This is a genomic window from Niallia taxi (assembly GCF_004005475.1).
GTDB classification, from domain to species: Bacteria; Bacillota; Bacilli; order Bacillales; family Cytobacillaceae; genus Niallia; species Niallia taxi.
In genome coordinates, this window is record NZ_RZTZ01000001.1 from 504,669 (window position 1) to 524,278 (window position 19,610).

General features: G+C 39.1%; 16 protein-coding genes and 1 pseudogene. 4 read left to right on the forward strand and 13 right to left on the reverse strand.

The window, feature by feature from the left end:
- Positions 1 to 18: 18 nt before the first annotated feature.
- From EM808_RS02535 to EM808_RS02545, 4 genes and pseudogenes are all read right to left on the reverse strand, one after another.
- Positions 19 to 1,566: a histidine kinase N-terminal 7TM domain-containing diguanylate cyclase gene (locus tag EM808_RS02535; protein ID WP_127735346.1), complete on the reverse strand. Its 1,548-nt coding sequence runs from the start codon at positions 1,564 to 1,566 to the stop codon at positions 19 to 21.
- A 185-nt stretch (positions 1,567 to 1,751) separates the two neighbouring features.
- Positions 1,752 to 2,936: a methyl-accepting chemotaxis protein gene (locus EM808_RS02540; protein WP_268926485.1), complete on the reverse strand. Its 1,185-nt coding sequence runs from the start codon at positions 2,934 to 2,936 to the stop codon at positions 1,752 to 1,754.
- Between the two features lie 15 nt (positions 2,937 to 2,951).
- A pseudogene (locus tag EM808_RS29435) lies at positions 2,952 to 3,497 on the reverse strand (cache domain-containing protein); the annotation flags it as partial.
- 15 nt (positions 3,498 to 3,512) lie between these two features.
- Positions 3,513 to 3,731, reverse strand: coding sequence for a hypothetical protein (locus EM808_RS02545; RefSeq protein ID WP_127735352.1), 219 nt, complete (start codon positions 3,729 to 3,731; stop codon positions 3,513 to 3,515).
- A gap of 262 nt (positions 3,732 to 3,993) precedes the next feature.
- On the opposite strand from EM808_RS02545, the gene EM808_RS02550 reads away from it, so the two are divergent.
- Positions 3,994 to 5,199 (forward strand): MFS transporter, encoded by a 1,206-nt coding sequence (locus tag EM808_RS02550; RefSeq protein ID WP_164849557.1) that lies wholly within the window; start codon positions 3,994 to 3,996, stop codon positions 5,197 to 5,199.
- Between the two features lie 318 nt (positions 5,200 to 5,517).
- Here the strand turns inward: EM808_RS02550 and EM808_RS02555 are convergent, their stop codons facing one another.
- Entirely contained in the window at positions 5,518 to 6,540 is a 1,023-nt protein-coding gene (locus EM808_RS02555; RefSeq protein ID WP_127735358.1) for an asparaginase, read from the reverse strand.
- Between the two features lie 186 nt (positions 6,541 to 6,726).
- On the opposite strand from EM808_RS02555, the gene EM808_RS29440 reads away from it, so the two are divergent.
- Positions 6,727 to 6,852: a hypothetical protein gene (locus tag EM808_RS29440; RefSeq protein ID WP_259347133.1), complete on the forward strand. Its 126-nt coding sequence runs from the start codon at positions 6,727 to 6,729 to the stop codon at positions 6,850 to 6,852.
- 80 nt (positions 6,853 to 6,932) lie between these two features.
- On the opposite strand, the gene thrS is transcribed toward EM808_RS29440, so the two are convergent.
- The 3 genes from thrS to EM808_RS02570 form a co-directional block, all read right to left on the reverse strand.
- Positions 6,933 to 8,855 (reverse strand): threonine--tRNA ligase, encoded by a 1,923-nt coding sequence (thrS, locus tag EM808_RS02560; RefSeq protein WP_127735361.1) that lies wholly within the window; start codon positions 8,853 to 8,855, stop codon positions 6,933 to 6,935.
- A gap of 801 nt (positions 8,856 to 9,656) precedes the next feature.
- Positions 9,657 to 10,556, reverse strand: a complete 900-nt coding sequence (locus tag EM808_RS02565) for a PhzF family phenazine biosynthesis protein (RefSeq protein ID WP_127735364.1) — start codon at positions 10,554 to 10,556, stop codon at positions 9,657 to 9,659.
- Positions 10,557 to 10,583: 27 nt separating this feature from the next.
- On the reverse strand, positions 10,584 to 11,345 hold the full coding sequence (locus EM808_RS02570; protein WP_127735367.1) for a GNAT family N-acetyltransferase: 762 nt from the start codon (positions 11,343 to 11,345) through the stop codon (positions 10,584 to 10,586).
- Between the two features lie 231 nt (positions 11,346 to 11,576).
- Here EM808_RS02570 and EM808_RS02575 point away from each other — a divergent pair, with 231 nt between their 5' ends.
- Positions 11,577 to 12,035 (forward strand): hypothetical protein, encoded by a 459-nt coding sequence (locus EM808_RS02575; RefSeq protein ID WP_328590367.1) that lies wholly within the window; start codon positions 11,577 to 11,579, stop codon positions 12,033 to 12,035.
- A gap of 155 nt (positions 12,036 to 12,190) precedes the next feature.
- On the opposite strand, the gene EM808_RS02580 is transcribed toward EM808_RS02575, so the two are convergent.
- The 4 genes from EM808_RS02580 to EM808_RS02595 all read right to left on the reverse strand — a co-directional run bounded on the left by EM808_RS02580 (position 12,191) and on the right by EM808_RS02595 (position 16,931).
- The gene (locus EM808_RS02580; protein WP_127735373.1) at positions 12,191 to 13,222 is read right to left on the reverse strand and encodes a MupG family TIM beta-alpha barrel fold protein; all 1,032 of its coding nucleotides are present in this window, start codon (positions 13,220 to 13,222) and stop codon (positions 12,191 to 12,193) included.
- On the reverse strand, positions 13,219 to 14,580 hold the full coding sequence (locus EM808_RS02585; RefSeq protein WP_127735376.1) for a PTS transporter subunit EIIC: 1,362 nt from the start codon (positions 14,578 to 14,580) through the stop codon (positions 13,219 to 13,221). The genes EM808_RS02580 and EM808_RS02585 overlap by 4 nt, the downstream gene beginning before the upstream one ends.
- A 195-nt stretch (positions 14,581 to 14,775) precedes the next feature.
- On the reverse strand, positions 14,776 to 15,684 hold the full coding sequence (murQ, locus tag EM808_RS02590; RefSeq protein ID WP_127735379.1) for an N-acetylmuramic acid 6-phosphate etherase: 909 nt from the start codon (positions 15,682 to 15,684) through the stop codon (positions 14,776 to 14,778).
- Positions 15,685 to 16,235: 551 nt separating this feature from the next.
- Positions 16,236 to 16,931, reverse strand: coding sequence for a glycosyltransferase domain-containing protein (locus EM808_RS02595; protein WP_127735382.1), 696 nt, complete (start codon positions 16,929 to 16,931; stop codon positions 16,236 to 16,238).
- Between the two features lie 453 nt (positions 16,932 to 17,384).
- On the opposite strand from EM808_RS02595, the gene EM808_RS02600 reads away from it, so the two are divergent.
- The gene (locus EM808_RS02600) at positions 17,385 to 19,100 is read left to right on the forward strand and encodes a methyl-accepting chemotaxis protein (protein ID WP_127735385.1); all 1,716 of its coding nucleotides are present in this window, start codon (positions 17,385 to 17,387) and stop codon (positions 19,098 to 19,100) included.
- A 23-nt stretch (positions 19,101 to 19,123) separates the two neighbouring features.
- On the opposite strand, the gene EM808_RS02605 is transcribed toward EM808_RS02600, so the two are convergent.
- Entirely contained in the window at positions 19,124 to 19,606 is a 483-nt protein-coding gene (locus EM808_RS02605) for a methylated-DNA--[protein]-cysteine S-methyltransferase (protein WP_127735388.1), read from the reverse strand.
- Positions 19,607 to 19,610 lie beyond the last annotated feature (4 nt).

Sequence of the window (19,610 nt, forward strand, 5' to 3'; positions counted from 1 at the left end):
CCTAATAAAGGTACAGGTTCATGTTGTCAGTATACCGGCAGATTTTTCAAAGCTGCGTACGCAGTTTCTACCATCATTCTTCGCTTCGTACAATGCTATATCAGCTTCATCCATAAGTGATGCGATAAGCTGCTCACTTTCGTTGTTAGCAATAACAGCACTTGTAACTCCTAAGCTTGCAGTAACATTAATTGCTGCTTCGTCTACCTTTACAGTGTTTTTCTCAACCTCATGACGAATTGCTTCTGCAACTTGAACAGCATCTAATTGAGAGGTATTAGGCAGGCAAATAATAAACTCCTCACCACCGTATCTGCCAATAAAATCAGCTGCTCTAATATGCTGTTTGGCAAATTGGACTACTTGTTTTAGGACAATATCTCCTGCTTTATGACCAAAAGTATCATTTACTCTCTTAAAATGATCAATATCAAACATAATAATTGCCACTTTATCCAGATCAAACAGCTCGTCTGTTTTCTGCAGAAAAAAGCTACGGGTATATACATTTGTTAAACCATCCACACTGGCGATAGCTTTTAACTGTTCCTGCATTAATATTCTTTCGGTAACATCCACAAATGTAATGATTTGGCCGAGATGCTTTTTCCTATGCAAAACGGGAGTAAACTTGATTTGATAATGAAGTGTCTCCTGCATATAATCTTGTTTTTCTCCTTTTACAACAATATCCAAAAGCGACTCGTTTCCCTTAAGCATTTCCTTTACAGATTTGCCGATTGAACGGCTGGTGATTGCTGGAACCATTGTTTGCATGACTGGATTAAAATCAACAATAACATTATTTTGATTTAATACCAAAACCCCTTCTTCCATGCTGTCAAATACCTTTTCTCTAGCAATCGGAGCAACACTGAACATTTGTAACGATATTATTGCCGCCCCATGAAAAATAAAAGAAACACTCATTGATATTGGCCCTAAATCAATGCCGTTAGGACTTAAGCCTGTCAAATAAAAAACACTGCCAAGTACAGGTACAAATAAACCTGCTGTCATTGTCGCAATCTGCCATTTAAAGCGCCTTGCTTTCCCCTTTCGAAGCTGTGCCAAAAGCAAAATAATGCTGCCTAAAACACATGCATATAAGAAAAAGGAATGGACATAAAACCACGGTCCGCCTTCAAGACTTAAGGTAGGAAAAGCCCCAGATGTGTCTACACCCACTGATTTATAATAGAAATGATGAAAATCATTCGTATAGTGAATCAATATCGTCAATGACGGAAGGCCGAAGAAAAAGTAGTACAAACGGCGACTCCACTTAACACCCACGTATTCCATGCACATGAATAATGTAAAAACCGGTATAAATGGCAATGCAAGATATTCAAGGCGCAGCCATATTTTCATATGCTCTAGTGTCGTGCTTGTCAGCTCGAACACATAAAAAAAGGTAAAGAGCATACAGCAGAAGGTTCCTAAAATATAGAAAATTCCTCCTGGAGCATTGCGTATACGGTAATAAGCATAAATACATAATAGTGCACTTAGCAGCCCGCCACATATATCAATAAAAGCAAACAGGAATAATTCTTGTGACATCTTTAATTCTCCATATTAGATTTTTACCCTCATATTTCTACCTTTTATTATATTCTATTTCCTAACAGCAGGGATATAAAAAAATAGACCCCTATTTCTCGTTAAATAGGGGCCATTTACTGATGAACTCAGGCTTTATCCGGTTTTTTACTTTTGCTATAAATAGCCTTAGAATATATTACCAATTAGACAGTGAATTTACGAATTAGTTCCTGCAGCTCTTCTGACATGCTTGAAAGTGATTTTGCTGATGCTGTAACTTCCTCAAGGACTGCAATTTGCTCTTCTGTACTTGCTGCAACACTTTCAGAAGCAGCGGTGTTTTCTTTCGCAATATTTGCCAATTCAAAGGAAGTGGAAGTAACTGACTGCATTTCTCCCGTTACACCTTTAACAATTTGCGAAACTTCTTCCATCTTTGGTGCCATTGTTTTAATTCCTTCAATAATTGCTTGAAATTTAACAATTGCTTCTTGCGATACGTCTATCCCTGTCTGAACACTATCTGCTGCCTGTTTCATTTTTTCGACAGTCTGTTCTGTACTTGTCTGGATATCCTTTATCAAGCCAGTAATTTGTTTAGCAGAAGTTTGCGACTGTTCAGCAAGCTTTCTTACTTCCTCTGCCACAACAGCAAAACCTTTGCCTTGCTCCCCAGCTCTTGCTGCCTCGATTGCGGCATTTAGTGCTAAAAGGTTTGTTTGCTCAGCGATGCCACTGATCACATTACTAATTTCATTAATTTCCTTCGAACGATTGTTTAATGACTTAATCATTTTATCTGATTCATTAACATGTCCAAAGATCGTGTTCATTTGATCAACTGTTTTCTTAACTGACTCTCCCCCTTCTGTTGCATGGTTCGCTGTCAGTCTAGCTTCCTTATTAACTATTTCAAAGTTCTCATGAATAGTACTGATACCTTGACCTACCTTTTCAATGGCTTTAGCCGTCTTTTCAATACCTATTGTCTGCACCTCTGCACCACCTGCGATTTGCTGAATGGATGAGGCAACATGGACAGTTGCTGTTTTTGTTTCTTCAGATGCTGCGGACAGCTCTTCAGCTGCCGCTGCAACTTGTTCTGTATTTGTGTCTACCTGTGAAATCAGCTCACGCAACGATTCCTTCATATCAGAGAAGGCATTTCCTAGCTCGCCAACCTCGTCCCTTGAGGTTACTTCTATCGGTTCTGATAAGTTTCCTTTACTGATAATAATGGCACTGTCCTTCAGTTTGTGAATTGGACGGATAATGGAGCGTGTTACAAGAACAGCTATTATAATGCCAACGATGATTGCGAGAATTTCAATGATTAATGAAGATTTCACAATGGGTGCTGATGCTGTATCTACTTCGCTTTTAAACATTGCTCCTGCAATTTTCCAGCCAGTCAATTTGTTTGTAGTGAAGGTCATGCTTTTCAGTTCACCATCGTAATCATAGTTCAGGTGTCCTTGATTACTTTCATAAAGCTCTGCCATAAAACTGTCTTTTGCTTCTGTACCAGATTTTTTCGTTGGATGGTATATATATTGTTTTTCCCTGCCAAGAATAAAGGAATAGCCTTCTTGTCCAATTGTCACTTTTTTTGCTACATCTTTAATAGAATCAACCTTTAAGTTAATTCCGATAATACCAGTTCCATCTGTAAGCTTCTTTGAAATAGTAACAACCATTTCCCCTGATGCTGATAAATAGGCATCAGATATAAAAGTATCTGTCGCAGCATCTGCGTTTTTATACCAGTCTCTTTCCCGTGGATCATAACCGTCTGGAAGCTTTTTAACAGGATACTGAATCATGTCTCCATTAGGTGTACCAACATAAATGCTGGCAGCCTCTGGATGAAGCGATGCATACTCGTCAAGTCGCTTTCTTAAATCGGAGTTTTTCTTTACACTGTTTTCATCTATCGAGATATTTTCAGCAAAAAACTCAGCGTCCTATACCTTCGGCTCTACCGTACTATCTATATACTCGTTCAGCAAATCTACACTTGCTTCTGCAGCATATGTTATTTGGTTTGAAATCGCCTTATTTGCACTTAAATAAGAAACTCCCCCTATCGTTATTGCTGGTATAATCACCAACAGTAAAAAGGTTAACAGCAGCTTCCTTTTAATCGTCATTTTTATTCTCTTTAACCCCTTTTTTTCCCCCATGTTGTCTCCTGCCTTTATCTTTTTATCTCCATCTAATTCCTATATCGACAGGAAAATTGCCTTATATATAAGAAAATATACCTATTATTTTCACAGTAAGTGGATAATACCCCAAAAATGATGAATCCGGTTTATGATCCAATTTATTGCATACCTTTTAGAAAGACTATATAATCAGCAAAGGATTCTTAATCCCCCCTACCCAATCAGGTATGGACTAATGATTTTAAAGAAAGCAAAAATTACTAAAGGAGCGCTTTATTTGAGTCAAGCAATTATGAATGATGCAAGTCACAAACGAAATTATCCCTTTATAACGTTTATTCTTTTCTGGTGTGGACTCACCCTCTTGACGAGCATGTATATCACCATTCCTCTTACCTCTGTCTTCTCAGAAGAATTTCAGATTACTTTGGACCAAACATCCTGGATAGGCAGTTCGTTTTCATTATGCTATGCACTTGGCTGCTTGCTTTACGGACCTATTTCCGATAAATACGGGCGAAAAGTATTAATGGTTACTAGTATCAGCGTCTTAACTGTCGTGACATTTATGATTGGGTTTGTTCATTCCTATCATGCTCTCGTATTTTTGAGAGCGGTACAAGGGCTAGTTGCAGCTGCTTTTGCGCCAATTTCTCTTGTGTATGCAGGTGAAATGTTTCCGCCAAATAAAAGGGTAACAGTTGTTGGTTTTATCAGCACAGGACTTCTTATGGCCGGAATAATCGGCCAGATTTTCAGTGGGCTTATTAATCAGCTACTCGGCTGGAATGCCATCTTTTTCATTTTAGGAATTGTCTATTTATTTTCAGCGGTCCTTGTTATTATCGCTTTGCCGAAAGAGGATTTACCAAAATCAAATGAGCATATTTGGAGTAAATTCAAGCAAATTAAACTATTATTTCATCAACCGCAGCTGCTTCTTTGCTTTGCTGTCACATTTATGCTGCTGTTCACATTAGTCGGAATGTATACCATTTTGGGGAGCTATTTATCTTCACCGAAATTTGGATTAACGAGTGATCAAATTCTGTATGTTCGTGCAGTTGGGATTATCGGGATGGTTGTTGCTTTTTTTGTTGGTTCTATCTCGAAACGATTCGGGGCATTAACAGTGATGCGGGCTGGTCTTTTTCTATCTGTTGTCGGATTATTCCTGTTAGGCTTCAGTACTTCTCTAACAGCCGTGGTTATCTTAAGTGTCATTTTTGTAGCAGGGATTGCGGTTGTTTCGCCTGTAATCATCTCGCTCATCAGTCAAAAGGGTGGGAATGCTAGAGGTACGGCGATTTCCTTCAATGCTTTCGTCCTGTTTCTTGGGGCGAGTGCAGGTCCAATCGTAGCGGTACAGCTGCTAAAAACAGGAATGCTGACATTGTCATTCATTATTTTAAGTGTTTGTCTGTTGATCGGTCTTGGAGTATCTTTCTTCCTTCGTTCTGCTGCACCAGCACAGGGTAGATAATGAAAAAAGAGGCTAAGACATAAGTATTAAAGTCTATTTCAAAACCAAACTATTTAATTGTTTATTGATTAATCGTTTGGTTTTTTATGGTTTTTCAGTTTTAAAAAAATAATTAAAAATCTTAGTGGAATGGAACGGAGGCCACTCGACTACTAGAGGAGGCCTCCATACCTCCCCGCGGAAAGCGAGTGGGTGAAGTGTAATGAAACGAACTAATTATAAAACTTCTCTCTATTTTATAATGGCATGCTATATTGTCTCAAAGTTAGATAACATTATTCGTGTTTAGATTGGTATTTTTGTTTTGTCCATCCCACTTTACTTATTTTCATCTGACCGTTTTGTAAGCAAAAAATTGGCTTTTACAGCGCCAATCTTTTCCTTCCTTGCATTATTTACAGGCGCTTCTGCATATTTAGAAAGCTGTTGATAAATTTGGTCGCTTCCAACGCCCAGCTGTTTGAGCACCTCGATTGTGGCGACACTAACTGCTCTTGTGCCTCCATCCTCGACCTTAATGGCAATTCCAATCCCCTGCTCTGTCAAACCGAGGCATTGAACGGCTTCTGCTCCTGCTTTCGAGACAATCTGTGATCTAAATGCCTTCATTAAATCTGTATCAAATCTGTTTGTCCCGCCAACCATTTCTGGATGTGTAATCATAGCATCCCGTATTCTTGCGAGTATTGCAGACCTTTGCTCATTCACTTGATTATCTGGCTTAGCAAGCCGTGCATATCCAAGTGCAGCATTTATTAATGGAATTTGATGAACAGGTACACCGCAGCCATCGACACTTAATTGAATATTATCCTTTGGAAAAGAGCATATCTCCGCAATAGCTGTTAGTATGCGTTGCTGCACTGGATGATGAACTTCACGATAGGAGCTGATTTTCTCCTGCATATGGACAGCTGTTGTCAGCATGCCCGAATGCTTTCCAGAACAATTGCTGTATACAGGTGTTACATCCTTACCTGCTCTTAACATTTTTTTATAGCCTTCCATATTCCAAGGTGTATGTGTGCCGCATTGAAGTGCCTCTTCCTTTAAATCGAGCTTGTCCAATATATTCAAAACCGTATTTCGATGATAATTCTCTCCACTGTGTGAAGCACAGCTAAGTGCAAGTGCGCTTGCGTCAAAAGCAAAGTGGTCTGCAGCACCTGTTTCCACTAGCGGAACAGCCTGAAATGGCTTCATGGACGAACGCGGAAATGTCATCCTGTAAGGATCTCCATACGAATACAGCAATTCCCCCTCTGTATTGACAACGGCAATATGGACATAATGCGAGCTTTCCACATGGCTTCCCCTATAAACTAAAATCGGTTTTTCCATCCCCAAACACCCCTAATCCACTGTAATTTACACTAAATTTTAATATAAACCAGAACTCTTGTCGAAATATTTTAAAAAATAACTACAATTCACTGCTAAAATAATTAGAGGGATAATTTCACGTATCATTGAAAGACTAAAAAAGCCACTTAAAAAACGGCACTACTCAATTTAGGAGGGATTTTCTTGGCGATACTTGTAACTATTATTTACACTTTGATTAGACTGCGTACGAGATTAGATTATTTCTTGAACCATTCTGCTTATAAGCTAAACGGTCTTCTTAAGCTGTTTGCAGTTCCAAGTGTCTAAAGTTATCTCTGCCTAAAAAAAGCACTGTCATACTGGTCGAGTTGTCTTGGCTAGTATGACAGTATTTTCCATTCACTAATTTATGCTAAGCTTCGATTATTCACTTTATTGCCGATAAATTTAAGAAATTCCTTTACCGACAGCTCTTCGCTTTCGTTTTCCCCGAACCTCCGAACATTCACAGTAGCTTCTTTTAATTCCTGATCCCCCAAAACGATAATATAAGGAATTTTCTCAAGCTGTGCCTCTCTTATTTTATAGCCCAGCTTTTCCTGACGTTTATCTACTTCCACACGAATTCCCGCTTCCTTTAATGCGGATTGGACTTCGAGGCAATAATCCAGATGAACATGTGAGACTGGAATAATCTCTACTTGGACAGGTGCAAGCCAGACCGGAAAAGCACCCCCAAAATGCTCGATCAGAATGGCGAAAAACCGGTCAAGGCTTCCCATAACAGCTCTGTGAATAACTACTGGCCGAACCTTTTCATTTTGTTCATTTATATAAGACAAATCAAACTTTTCTGGCATTTGAAAATCAAGCTGAATTGTTGCACATTGATGACTCCTATTTAAGGCATCCTTAATATGAAAGTCAATTTTCGGCCCATAAAACGCACCGTCTCCTGCATTTACAGAATAGTTAATGTTCATACTATCCAATACTTGCTGCAGTGCTAACTCAGAGGCTTCCCAAAGACTATCGTCCCCTAATGAATCCTCTGGTCTTGTTGATAGCTCCACCTTATAATCAAAGCCGAATGTGCTGTATACTTGATCAATCTGTGCAAACACATTTACTATCTCCTCCTGAATTTGATCCTCTCGAACAAATAGATGGGCATCATCCTGACAGAATGTGCGGACCCTAAGCATCCCATTTAAGGCACCGCTATATTCATGTCGATGGACTTGACCGAACTCTGCAAGGCGGATTGGCAAATCTCTGTATGAATAGAGATTATTTTTGAATATCAGCATATGGCCAGGACAGTTCATTGGCTTTAATGCGAATGATTGCTCATCAACATGGGAGAAATACATATTATCCTTATAATGATCCCAGTGACCAGATTGCTCCCAAAGTCTTTGATTCATCATGAAAGGTGTACGTACCTCCTCATAACCTGATCGCTCTTGTAACTCGCGCGAAAACTTTTCCAGTTCATTGCGGATTATCTGGCCCTTTGGCAAATAAAACGGCATGCCAGGAGCTTCCTCTGAAAACATAAATAAGCCTAACTGCTTTCCAAGCTTGCGATGATTTCTTTTAGCTGCTTCCTCTAAAAAATGTAAATAATCTTCTAAAGCCTGTTTAGTAGGAAAAGCTGTTCCATATATACGCTGTAGTGATTCATTTTCGCTGTCTCCCTTCCAATAAGCCCCTGAAACATTCGTTAAAGCAAATGCCTTCAACATGCCTGTTCTCGGAAGATGGGGGCCGCGGCAAAGATCGATAAATTCACCTTGCTCATAGATAGATATCTTCTCATCCTTAATTGCCTGCAGCAGCTCAAGCTTATATGGCTCCTCTCTTTCCTTCCAAATCCTTTCACCTTCTTCAAAAGACACCTCTATGCGGTTAATAGGCAAATCCTCCTTGATGATATTTGCCATTTCTTTTTCAATCATCGGTAAATCAGAAATGGATATAGATTTTTCACTTTTCACATCATAATAGAAACCATTTTCAATCACTGGACCTATGGCTAATTGGACGTTAGGATAAAGCCTTTTTAGTGCTTGTGCCATAACATGTGCTGCAGTATGGCGCAAAACAGTCAGCCCAACCTGTGAATCAATTGTGACGACTGAAAGCTGTGCATCCTCCTCTAAGCAAGTGTCTAAATCAGACAGTTTGCCATTAATAATGGCAGCTACTCCCTTTTTACGCAGGCTTGCACTTATGTCACCAGCAATAAACTTTGCAGTACAGCCCCTTTGATATTCCTTGCTCTTCCCATCCGGTAATGCTACGTTAATAGATTTTTCCTGATTCATTAACAATCAACTCCTAAAAAAATATATAAAAAAGCACACTCATCCCTATATAAGGGACGAGTGTGCTTATTACCCGTGGTTCCACCCAACTTCCCGCAAAGTTTCCTGCGGCTTTGGAGCTTTAACGCAGCTAACGATGCCCTTTCTAAGGCATTGCTCCAAGGTGGTAAATTATTTTCCTAAGCCGGGAAGATTTCAGCTTCACTTCCCTCTCTGCAGACCGTAAAAATAATTCATGTCCTTGTCATTGCATGTTTATATAAATAAAAAAGCACACTCATCCCTATATAAGGGACGAGTGTGCTTATACCCGTGGTTCCACCCAACTTCCCGCAAAGTTTCCTGCGGCTTTGGAGCTTTAACGCAGCTAACGACACCTTTTCAAAGGCATTGCTCCAAGGTGGTAAATTATTTTCCTAAGCCGGGAAGATTTCAGCTTCACTTCCCTCTCTGCAGACCGTAAAAATAATTCATGTCCTTGTCATTGCATGTTTATATAAATAAAAAAGCACACTCATCCCTATATAAGGGACGAGTGTGCTTATACCCGTGGTTCCACCCAGCTTCCCGCAAAGTTTCCTGCGGCTTTGGAGCTTTAACGCAGCTAACGATGCCCTTTCTAAGGCATTGCTCCAAGGTGGTAAATCATTTTCCTAAAGCCGGGAAGATTTCAGCTTCACTTCCCTCTCTGCAGACCGTAAAAATAATTCATGTCCTTGTCATCGCTTTTTATTATCCATTATATTACAACGGTTCATTAAACTTTGCAATAGTATTTTTATTTTTACCGAAAAAATCGCTTTATTGATTAACGGATATTTCCATACTCTTCACATAAACAGCAGTACCAGCAATTTCAATATCAAGACTTCTTTCTTTGTCTGATACCTTAACGAGAACCTTACCAGCACGGTCGATTTCCAAGCCTTGCTCTATCACAAGCTCAAAGGGTCTTTCTGCTTCTTTTTTTATAAATTCAGCATAATATGCCCCCATTACACCAGCTGCAGTTCCTGTTACTGGATCCTCCACTGTGCCGGAAAATGGAGACGAAAAGTGGCGAGCATGCATATCTGCATGTTCTAGCTCTGTTTCTAAACAAAACGGATGTAAGGAGGCCTTTGGAATTTCCTTAAGAATCTCAGGAAACAACTGATTTTGCGGCTTCATCCTTTTAAATACTGCAAGGCTTTTAATTGGTAGCAGCAATGTCCATATTCCTGTACTGCCATACATGACTGGCAGTACATCTGAAATATCATCTTCTGCCAAGCCTATTGCAGCTGCCAAGTCCGCTTTAGAACCTCCGAATTCCATAAACTTCGGTGCAGCCTGTTTCATTGTTATGTACAGACGATCGTTGTCGCTGATTTGCAGCTTGATTGGTAAAACTCCAGCTTTTGTTTCAATTGTCATATATTCCTTTTGAGGAAGTAGATTATGCTCATGTAACCCATATAAACAGGCAATTGTTCCGTGTCCGCATAAGTCCATTTCATGGCCTGGTGTAAAATAACGAATTCTTACATCTGCTTTATCAGATTTAGTGATAAAGCCTGTTTCGTTAAAGCCGACCTTAGAAGCAATTTCCTGCATCTCTGCTTCACTTAAAAGCTCGCCATCCACCACTACACCAGCTGGGTTCCCTGTATCAGGTTTTGTGCTAAAAGCATCATAATGATAAACCTTAACTGATTTCAATACGGGTTCGTCTCCTTGTTAAAAAAATTAGTTATTTGGCAACACCTTAACTGCTTCATACCTGAATCCAGCATATTGATAATTTTGCTTTTTGTACATTTCCTTTGGTGTATCTTCACCGTCTGCAACTAGAATAACTGTTTTGTCAGGGAAGGATTCCATGACAAGCTGCTGCAGATGTGCAGCTACTTTTTTTCGTTGGAATTCCGACAACACAAATAAACCATCAATCTCGACTGTTTGGTCCTGTATGATTATCTCCAGTCCACCAGCCGGAATACCCCCATAATAAGCCAGGACTTGCCAAAATTTCGAATTCTCAAAATGGAGCTTATTATTTTCTCGTTTACGTGCAGCAAACTCACTGCCATAGATACTATCCTGCTGATAACTCAATGCTAAAAAATCCTCAAGCTCACTATCGCTAACAGGAACTACCTCTATTTCCGGTTGCTTTTTGACTTTCGGAAAATTTAGCGGGTTTATCGTATACAATTCGGTAAATCCAATATCATAGCCTTCTCTGATCAGTTTGGCTAACACTTCTTTCTCTATCTTTTCATTCGGAGGAAAAGTAAATTTCAAATGTTTTTGATTTCTTTCCAAATGGTAGTCATGCAAATATTTTTCTGTTTTGCTGAACTCCTGTACATTTGGCATGCGCTTAAAAGCGATTAAATTACTGTCATAGCGAATAAGTAGTTTTGAATCATGCAGATGGACAAACATATCGCTTTCAAAGGCTGTAATGCCCTCGTTATGAATGTCCATATAAGATACTTCCTTCAAATCACATACCTCCCTGTGTAATCTCTAACATAAATTATACAATTTCTGTAAAAACATAATAATTATGGTGGTCTTTTGAAATACTATAAACATCAAGACGCTATCTTTCATTTTCACATGATGCGGCGTCCATAATTTTTAGATGGACATCTGCTTTTTTATATGTGGCTTTAACAATATACCTAATTACCAATTATCAGAAGGAAGCAGGCTGATTATAAGTTGAATAAGGTGACACTAGAAAGATTGTTATGGTCAATTGCTTTTCCTGGCTTTGGCCAGCTGCTCAATCACAAGTATTTAAAAGCACTGCTTTTCATCATGATGGAAATGGTGATTAACCGGCAATCTAATTTTAATCTTGCGATCATATCGAGCTTCCATGGCAATATTGACAAATCAATCGATAATATTCACTTTCAATGGATAATGTTTTATCCATGCCTTTATTTTTTTGCGATGTGGGATGCTGTAAAAGATACATATGACGATGAAGATTCATCCCCTCCTTACGCGTTTTTGCCCTATGCCTCATGCGCCATTTGTGTGACTGTCGGGCTAATTTATTGTCAAAAATGGACCATTTTCGGTATATTGCTTGGCCCAATATTTATGCCAATCCTCTGTGTGCTACCGGGTATTATCATAGGATTGTATGTTAAGAAATGGCTTTTAAAAAACAGCAGCTAAACAAAAAAGAATGCATCTACTATTTTTAGCCGCATTCTTTTTTACTTTCTTACAACGACTTTGATGCATAGCTACTCCGTTCAAGTTTATCATATATTCAGAAAAGTTTTTACAACAAAAAGCCCTGTATGGCTTTTAACAGGGCATTGTTCTACTTATCGATTGTTATATCTTGCTTCCATTTTCCACTCCAGCATTTGACCAGGTTGAATGTATGATAGAAGCTGTAAATCCTCACTATTAACTGTCCCTATCACATTTACTCGTTCATCTGCGGGAAGATTTCGCAGTACAACTTGCACTTCTCCACAGTAACGTCCGTATAAAGAATTATCCATTGTAATCATTCCACGCTGTCGTTCCACTGTATTGACTTGTGCGACAGATTCGTTTGTACGAGAATCCATTATCCGCAGCACATCACGAGATAAATCAGGACGTATACGGTTAATGCCTTCTTCTAAAACGGCAGAATGAATACGAATTGGCAGGATTTTATCTTTATCATATTTAATCAGCTTTTCTAACAATCCCTTTCCATGATCTGGATCTCCAATATACACATCTGTTATCCCAAGCTTATACAGCTCAACCGCCGCTGCAAACGGATGTATTTCCCGATGGCTCTCCAATGTTGGAAGACCGTCAAAAACAGGTCCCCGTTTTTCTCCAATTCCCGGGATAAAGGCACAAACCGGAATATTATATCTTTTAAATAGAATGGTTTGTGTCCGAAAAAAGTCTTTATCTAAACCAGTTTCACGACGAGGATAAAAATTATGCCAAGCGATTAGCCTTTTAGTGTTAAGTCCGTTAGCTATTAAGCTTTCCAGCTCTGCTTCTAAAATGGTACTGGCATTAACGGCAATGTGAAAACACTTTGATAGTTCTATCATTCTATTACTTTCGAAGAAATCATCTAATCTGATGCCAACAACACCTAAAGAGCTCAGTTGTTCCAAGCTTTCAACATTTAAATGGCGGGGTGTTTTCATTGATACATCAGCATAAACTTCCATACCACAGGCTTTAGCTGCCTTAAGCAATTTAGAAGCTTTGCTTGCAAGATTTCCTCTTTCCTCTGGTATATGCAGCGAAGTAAATGCCTTTCTTATTCCCTTTTGACTTGCTTCTATTATTCGTTGCTCTGCCAGTGGGTCATTTAGATAAAAGGAAATCCCAATCATTCAAACTCACTCGCCATTTCATCCTTATAGCCAAACAAAAACGTGAAAATAAATCCTGCTGTGTAAGCGATGATTAAACCTGCCAAGTAATACAGAATTTGCTGTGCATGAACAAGAAAGGAAAGCGGCAAGCCGGAAACCCCTACTGCGATTGTCGCAACTTTAAAGTAAGCCTGGAATGCTCCACCAATACCTGCACCAAGACAAGCTGTTAAAAACGGTCTTCCAAGTGGAAGGGTAACACCAAAAATCAACGGCTCTCCAATACCAAGCAAGCCGGAAGGAAGCGCACCACCGATTGCCCGTTTTAAACGTGCTTTTTTCGTTTTCATATAGATCGCAAATGCGGCACCGACCTGACCTGCACCGCCCATTGCTAAAATCGGCAACAGAGGATCATCACCAATCGAATTAATAAGCTCAAGGTGAACAGGGGTTAATCCCTGATGCAAGCCTGTTACAACTAATGGCAGGAAAGTCGCACCTAATACAAATCCTGCTACGACCCCGCCCATATCTAAAATAGACAGCAAACCTTTTGTTATTCCGTCCGAGATTAGACCGCCAATCGGCATAAACACGAGATATGTAACAATTCCTGTAATTAATAAAGCGATTGTTGGTGTTATGATAATATCAAGGGACTGTGGAACAATACGGCGCAACCGTTTTTCAACAATTGCGATAAAAATTGCAGCGAACAATACACCAATTAACCCGCCCCTGCCAGGCATTAACTCCTCACCGAAGAGGGTTATTCCTGCAACAGAAGGGTTAATAATTAATATACCTGCCACCCCACCTAGTGCAGGTGATCCTCCAAATTCCTTTGCAGCATTTATTCCGACTAATATTCCAAGATAAGTAAACAAACCGCTCCCAATAACCGTTAATATCATCGCAAGCTGAGATTCTGCTGACAGCCAGCCAGCCTGCACAACCGCCTTTGTAATCCCTGTAATTAATCCAGATGCCACCAATGCCGGGATAAGCGGGATAAAAATACTAGCGATTTTGCGCAAAAACATTTTAAACGGAGTAGAATTTTTTGTTTTTAATGTTGATTTTTTCTGCGCTGCAAGCTCCTCTAGCTTTAAGTCTCCTCCAGGTTCTAGCAGCTTTCCAAACTCTTCTGCGACTTTATTCACTTTCCCCGGCCCTAATATAACCTGTAATGTCTCCTCCTCAACAAGGCCTAATACACCGTCGATTTTTTTTATTGCTTGTTTATTAACAGCATTATCATCAATTGGTGTCACACGAAGGCGTGTCATACAATGTGTATATGCAGCAATATTAGCCGGACCGCCAAGCTGTTCTAAAATTTTTTGTGCCAAAACATGATTTTCCCCTGACATTTTAGTTCCTCCTTTAAAATCAATTCCAAAACAATTAAAATGTAACCGCTTAAATTTTTATGTTTGAGAAATTGAGATTCATAAGAACTTATCTCGTTTTTCCGCCTCACGTTTTTTTCAAATGATGCTCTTGCTTCCAATTACACGGCAGCTCCGTTGATAGCATCTAGTAGTACATTTGCCTGCTGCCATTTCTTAGCTCTCCACTATAGCAGTTGCTTTTCTTACATTACCTTCTGCTTTGTTTAAAAGTACTTTAGCCTGCGTATAGTCCTGATTGGTTTTAAGCATAACAATAGCTGTTTTCACTTCATTCTGTGCTTTTGCCAACATCTCTTTTGCTGATTCATAGGATGCGCCTGTTGTTTTACAGATGATGTGGATTGCTCTTTCCTTCAACTTAAAATTGCTTACATGTACATCTACCATAAGGTTTTCATAAGCTTTCCCATTTTGAATCATCGTAGCTGTTGAAATCATATTTAATATCATCTTTTGCGCGGTAGCAGCCTTTAGTCTTGTCGAACCTGTGAGCACTTCCGGTCCCACCTCTACCTCAATACATTTGTCTGCATACCCACTAATCAAAGATTGTTTATTGCAGGATAAGGCAATTGTTTTTGCGCCGACACTGCGTGCATAACAAAGCGCACCTATTACATACGGTGTCCTGCCACTTGCTGCGATTCCAATAACAGTATCATTTGCTGTTAAGCAGATGTCTTGTAAATCTCTGGCACCTAGCTCCTGATTATCTTCTGCTCCTTCAACAGCCTTAATAAATGCCTTTTCCCCACCGGCCATAATACCTTGAACTAAATCAGGATCTGTACTAAATGTCGGTGGGCATTCAACTGCGTCCAAAACCCCCAGCCTTCCACTCGTACCTGCACCAATATAGATGATGCGGCCTCCTTTTTTTAAAGACTCGCAAGCAAATTTGACAGCTGTTTCGACCTCTGGGAGCACTTGCTGAACCGCAATCGCTACCTTTTGATCCTCTTCATTCATCAGCCTCAGAATTTCCATTGTTTCTGCTGTATCTATATGCATTGTTCGATCATTGCGAGATTCTGTTGTTAGTAATTTGAGCTTCTGATCCATGCTTTAGTCCTCCATTTCTTTATTACACTTTTATTATAAGTATTTTGAAACTTAATTTCAATAATAATTTATTTATTTTAAAATTTTAGTTCAAACAGTCATAAAAAAAGAAACCCTGCATATATGGCAGGGTTTCATAAAGGAAGAACTAAGTTTCCAAAATATAAGAAGTCTATTATACAAATAAAGAGGCTGAGACAAAACAAAAGATAACCTTTCTAAACACGAATAATAAGATTACATCTAAATTTTAAAAATGAATCACGTGACTAAATAGAAAGTGGGTTTAATTAGTTCGTTTCATTGCGCTACAGCCACTCGCTTTCCGCGGGGAGGAAGCTGAGCCTCCTCGTCTTCGCCTGCGGGGTCTCAGCCTTTCCTCTATTTCCCGCAGGAGTCGAGTGTCCTCCGCTCCATTTCACTATTATTTCTAATCTTTGTATTAAAACTAAAAACCACAAAAACCGAACTACTTAATCGTTGGGTGATTAATTAGTTCGGTTTTTGCGCAGATTCACATACTTATGTCCCAGCCTCTTTTTACCAATATATTAAACCGTTTCAGGCTGCTCCATTTCCAATATAATATGGTCATGCAAATAACGGAAATAGCTGTTGCTTCCCCTGCTGTTTCCCTCTAAGCAGCCGAAAAAGAACCCAGTCACCCATGCGGCATAATTAAAGCTGAGCTGATCTCTTCTGCTGTAGTTTTTCACAAGCTTCCACCATTGCTCCATTAATTGCATGACATCAGGAGAATGGGTTTTGCGCAGAATAACATTGCTTTCAATTAGACCATTATGTTTAGGATAATACTCACTCTTTAACAGCGCGAGCTGCTTTCTGATGATTTTTTCATTATCCTTCCCATTTTTGATACATTCCTTCACTTCCTCATAAACACAATCTCTTACTGGATGTTTAAATGTATACAGCGTTTTATCGCCATTGATAAAATACTGTTCAATCAGTTGATCGATATCACCAATTATCTCCACATTTCCATCTACCCAAATGCTGTATTCATATTCAGGCAAAAAGAAATGCGGCATAATTTTCACCTGCCTGCACTGCCTAACAATATCCAAATCGCTTGGAGGAAGAGGTCTTATTTGCCATGTAGGTGAAATAAGTGTTGGATCATCTGTAAAGCATATGTAGTCACACTGATTAGATATGATTGCCGGCTCCTTCAATTCATCATAGTCTTTTGTAATTGCTGTATAGATTACCACTCTTTTTTTCATCAACCTTCTCCTCCCTATTTTATGTCACTGCAAAGCAACAACAAAATTCTTAATATTCAATTAATCACTTATTATATCATAGTTGATTTCTTAGTACTATTATGTAAGCCTTTTTGTTAATAGAACAAAAAGTATGCTAATTCTAGTAATTATCCGTTTATTAGCAGATTGAAACTTATTAACACTAAAAAAAGCAGATGCATACTGAAGCTTCAAGAGATTGGTACAAACTGGTTGTTAATAGTCTATCATATGAAAAAGTTTGATCTCAATGCGCAAATTATCTCTGCTTCTGCGGAGGTTCACACTTATGTCTTTGCTATTCTCCTCCACCTAGTCTTTCAACAAGCCTAAGGAAAAAAGAGGCAGGGCTTCCCTTCTTTAGAATGCATTCAAGCAGGCCGATATATGTATTAGTTTCAGGAAAATAAACTTAAAAAGGAGACAACCTCATTGAAACTGCTAAAAAACTTAAACATTACCAGAAAGCTTTTGATTATCACACTAGTAAGTGCTGCAGCACTTTGCTCCGTTGGTTTTTTAGGCTTAAATTATATTCGTGTTATGGCTGAGGATTCAGAAGTTATGTACAAGGAGAATCTGCTGCCGATAACAGATATGCTGCAGATTAGAATTAATACAAGAGCAAGCAGCGCTTATACACTTGAACTGCTGCTTACAAAAGATGCAGCTAAAAATAAAGAACTGCAGGAGGAAATTAAGTCTGCCTGGGAGGAAATTGATACACTTGTTGCTAAGATTGAGAGTGGCAAAATGACGGCGGAAGAAAAAGCACTGCTTGACCAGTTTAAGGAGGAGGTAACTCCGTTAACTGCCGGCAGAGATAAAGTGGTTAATCTTGCTCTTGCTAATAAAAACACAGAAGGCTATGAAATTTACTTAAAAGAAGTAGAAACAAACAGAGCAAAAGTAAACGAAACGTTAAAGGAGCTTGCTGCTGCGAAAACGAAGCATGCGGAAAAGATTTACACGAAAAGTAAGGAAACCTTAACTACAGTTACTATTTTTGTTGCGGCTGTCATCATTTTGGCTGTTTTGCTACTGTTACTATTGAGTTATATTATCGGCCAGATGATTGTAAAACCAGTCAAGGAAGTAAAAGAGCTTCTTTCTATGGCAGAGGATGGAGATTTTACTGTTAAAGGAAGCTACCAATCAAAGGATGAAATTGGCGAACTTGCTAATTCCTTCAATAATATGACAGCAAAGCTTCAATCTGTTTTCAGTACTGTATATGATTCTTCGCAACAGGTTGCTGCTGCTTCAGAAGAGCTGAGTGCAAGTGCGGAGGAAAACAGCAAAGCAAGTGAGCATATAACACTTACTATGCAGGAGCTTACTGTAGGAACAGATAAACAAGTTGATAAAATCGAAGACAGTGCCGATATCATCAGCAATATTACGACATATACAAAAACAATTGCTGATAATACAGATAAAATAACAAAAGATGTCCTTCATGCATCTCAAGTGTCTGCAGAGGGAAATGAAGCAATTACAGAAGTAAATAAGCAAATGAATTCTATTTATGCTAATGTTACCAGCTTATCAGAAGCTGTCCGAAGCTTAAATGAACGTTCAAATGAGATTGGAGAAATTACGAATGTCATCACTGGTATTTCAGCCCAAACAAACCTGTTGGCATTGAATGCAGCAATTGAAGCGGCACGTGCTGGAGAGCATGGCAAAGGCTTTGCAGTCGTTGCTGATGAAGTTAGGACACTTGCAGAGGAATCTACTAAATCAACAGAACAAATCTCGAATTTGATTCAATTAATTCAAAAGGATACAGAGTATACACTTCAAACAATGGAAAGAGCCTCACAGGAAGTTAACTCAGGCTTAACTGTCGTTCATACAGCAGGTGCTTCCTTCCAAAAAATCGAAACAGCCGTTAATGGTGTCGTCTCGCAAATTGAAGACATTTCAGAAGCACTGCAAAAACTAGCAAATGGAACAGAAACTGTTCATACTTCAATTGATGAAGTTAGTGATGTAGCAAAGGATTCTGCTTCCATCACACAAAATATCTCTGCTGCAACACAGGAACAGCTTGCCTCAATGGAAGAAATCACTTCCTCTTCTCAAGCGCTGGCCCTTTTAGCAGATGATCTACAAGCCATCATTAAGCAATTTAAAATTGGTTAACAAACAAACATGCCCTGAAATAATTATTTCGGGGCATGTTTGTTTTCATGCTCCAAAAGCCATTCCTTTCTCCATAAGCCGCCTGCATAACCTGTCAAGCTGCCATTGCTGCCAATAATCCGGTGACATGGCAGAACAATACAAAGCTTATTTTTTCCATTTGTACTGCCAACTGCCCGAACTGCCTTTTCATTACCGATTGCTGCTGCAATGTCTTTATAGGAGCCGGTCTTACCGTAAGAAATAGACGGTAATGTATTCCAGACATTTTTTTGGAAATCTGTACCTTCGACTATATATGGAAAAGAAAATGTCTCAAGCTCTCCTTTAAAATACAAATCAAGCTGTTGATAGCAATCTATTAATGATTTTGGCGTGTTTTCCGTCAAGGGATATTGCAAGATGTCTCTTTCTGTAAACAGTACAGAGTATACCCCTTCTTCAGTACCTGTGATTTCAACAATCCCAATTGGTGATTGATAATCAATCATATATTTATCGCTCATTTAA

What these genes read in the sequence shown, in the direction of transcription:
- EM808_RS02535 (WP_127735346.1), bottom strand. Translation starts at nt 1,566, where the DNA reads ATGTCACAAGAATTATTCCTGTTTGCTTTTATTGATATATGTGGCGGG.
- EM808_RS02540 (WP_268926485.1), bottom strand. Translation starts at nt 2,936, where the DNA reads ATGTTTAAAAGCGAAGTAGATACAGCATCAGCACCCATTGTGAAATCT.
- EM808_RS02545 (WP_127735352.1), bottom strand. Translation starts at nt 3,731, where the DNA reads ATGGGGGAAAAAAAGGGGTTAAAGAGAATAAAAATGACGATTAAAAGG.
- EM808_RS02555 (WP_127735358.1), bottom strand. Translation starts at nt 6,540, where the DNA reads ATGGAAAAACCGATTTTAGTTTATAGGGGAAGCCATGTGGAAAGCTCG.
- thrS (WP_127735361.1), bottom strand. Translation starts at nt 8,855, where the DNA reads ATGAATCAGGAAAAATCTATTAACGTAGCATTACCGGATGGGAAGAGC.
- EM808_RS02580 (WP_127735373.1), bottom strand. Translation starts at nt 13,222, where the DNA reads ATGATTGGGATTTCCTTTTATCTAAATGACCCACTGGCAGAGCAACGA.
- EM808_RS02585 (WP_127735376.1), bottom strand. Translation starts at nt 14,580, where the DNA reads ATGTCAGGGGAAAATCATGTTTTGGCACAAAAAATTTTAGAACAGCTT.
- murQ (WP_127735379.1), bottom strand. Translation starts at nt 15,684, where the DNA reads ATGGATCAGAAGCTCAAATTACTAACAACAGAATCTCGCAATGATCGA.
- EM808_RS02595 (WP_127735382.1), bottom strand. Translation starts at nt 16,931, where the DNA reads ATGAAAAAAAGAGTGGTAATCTATACAGCAATTACAAAAGACTATGAT.
- EM808_RS02605 (WP_127735388.1), bottom strand. Translation starts at nt 19,606, where the DNA reads ATGAGCGATAAATATATGATTGATTATCAATCACCAATTGGGATTGTT.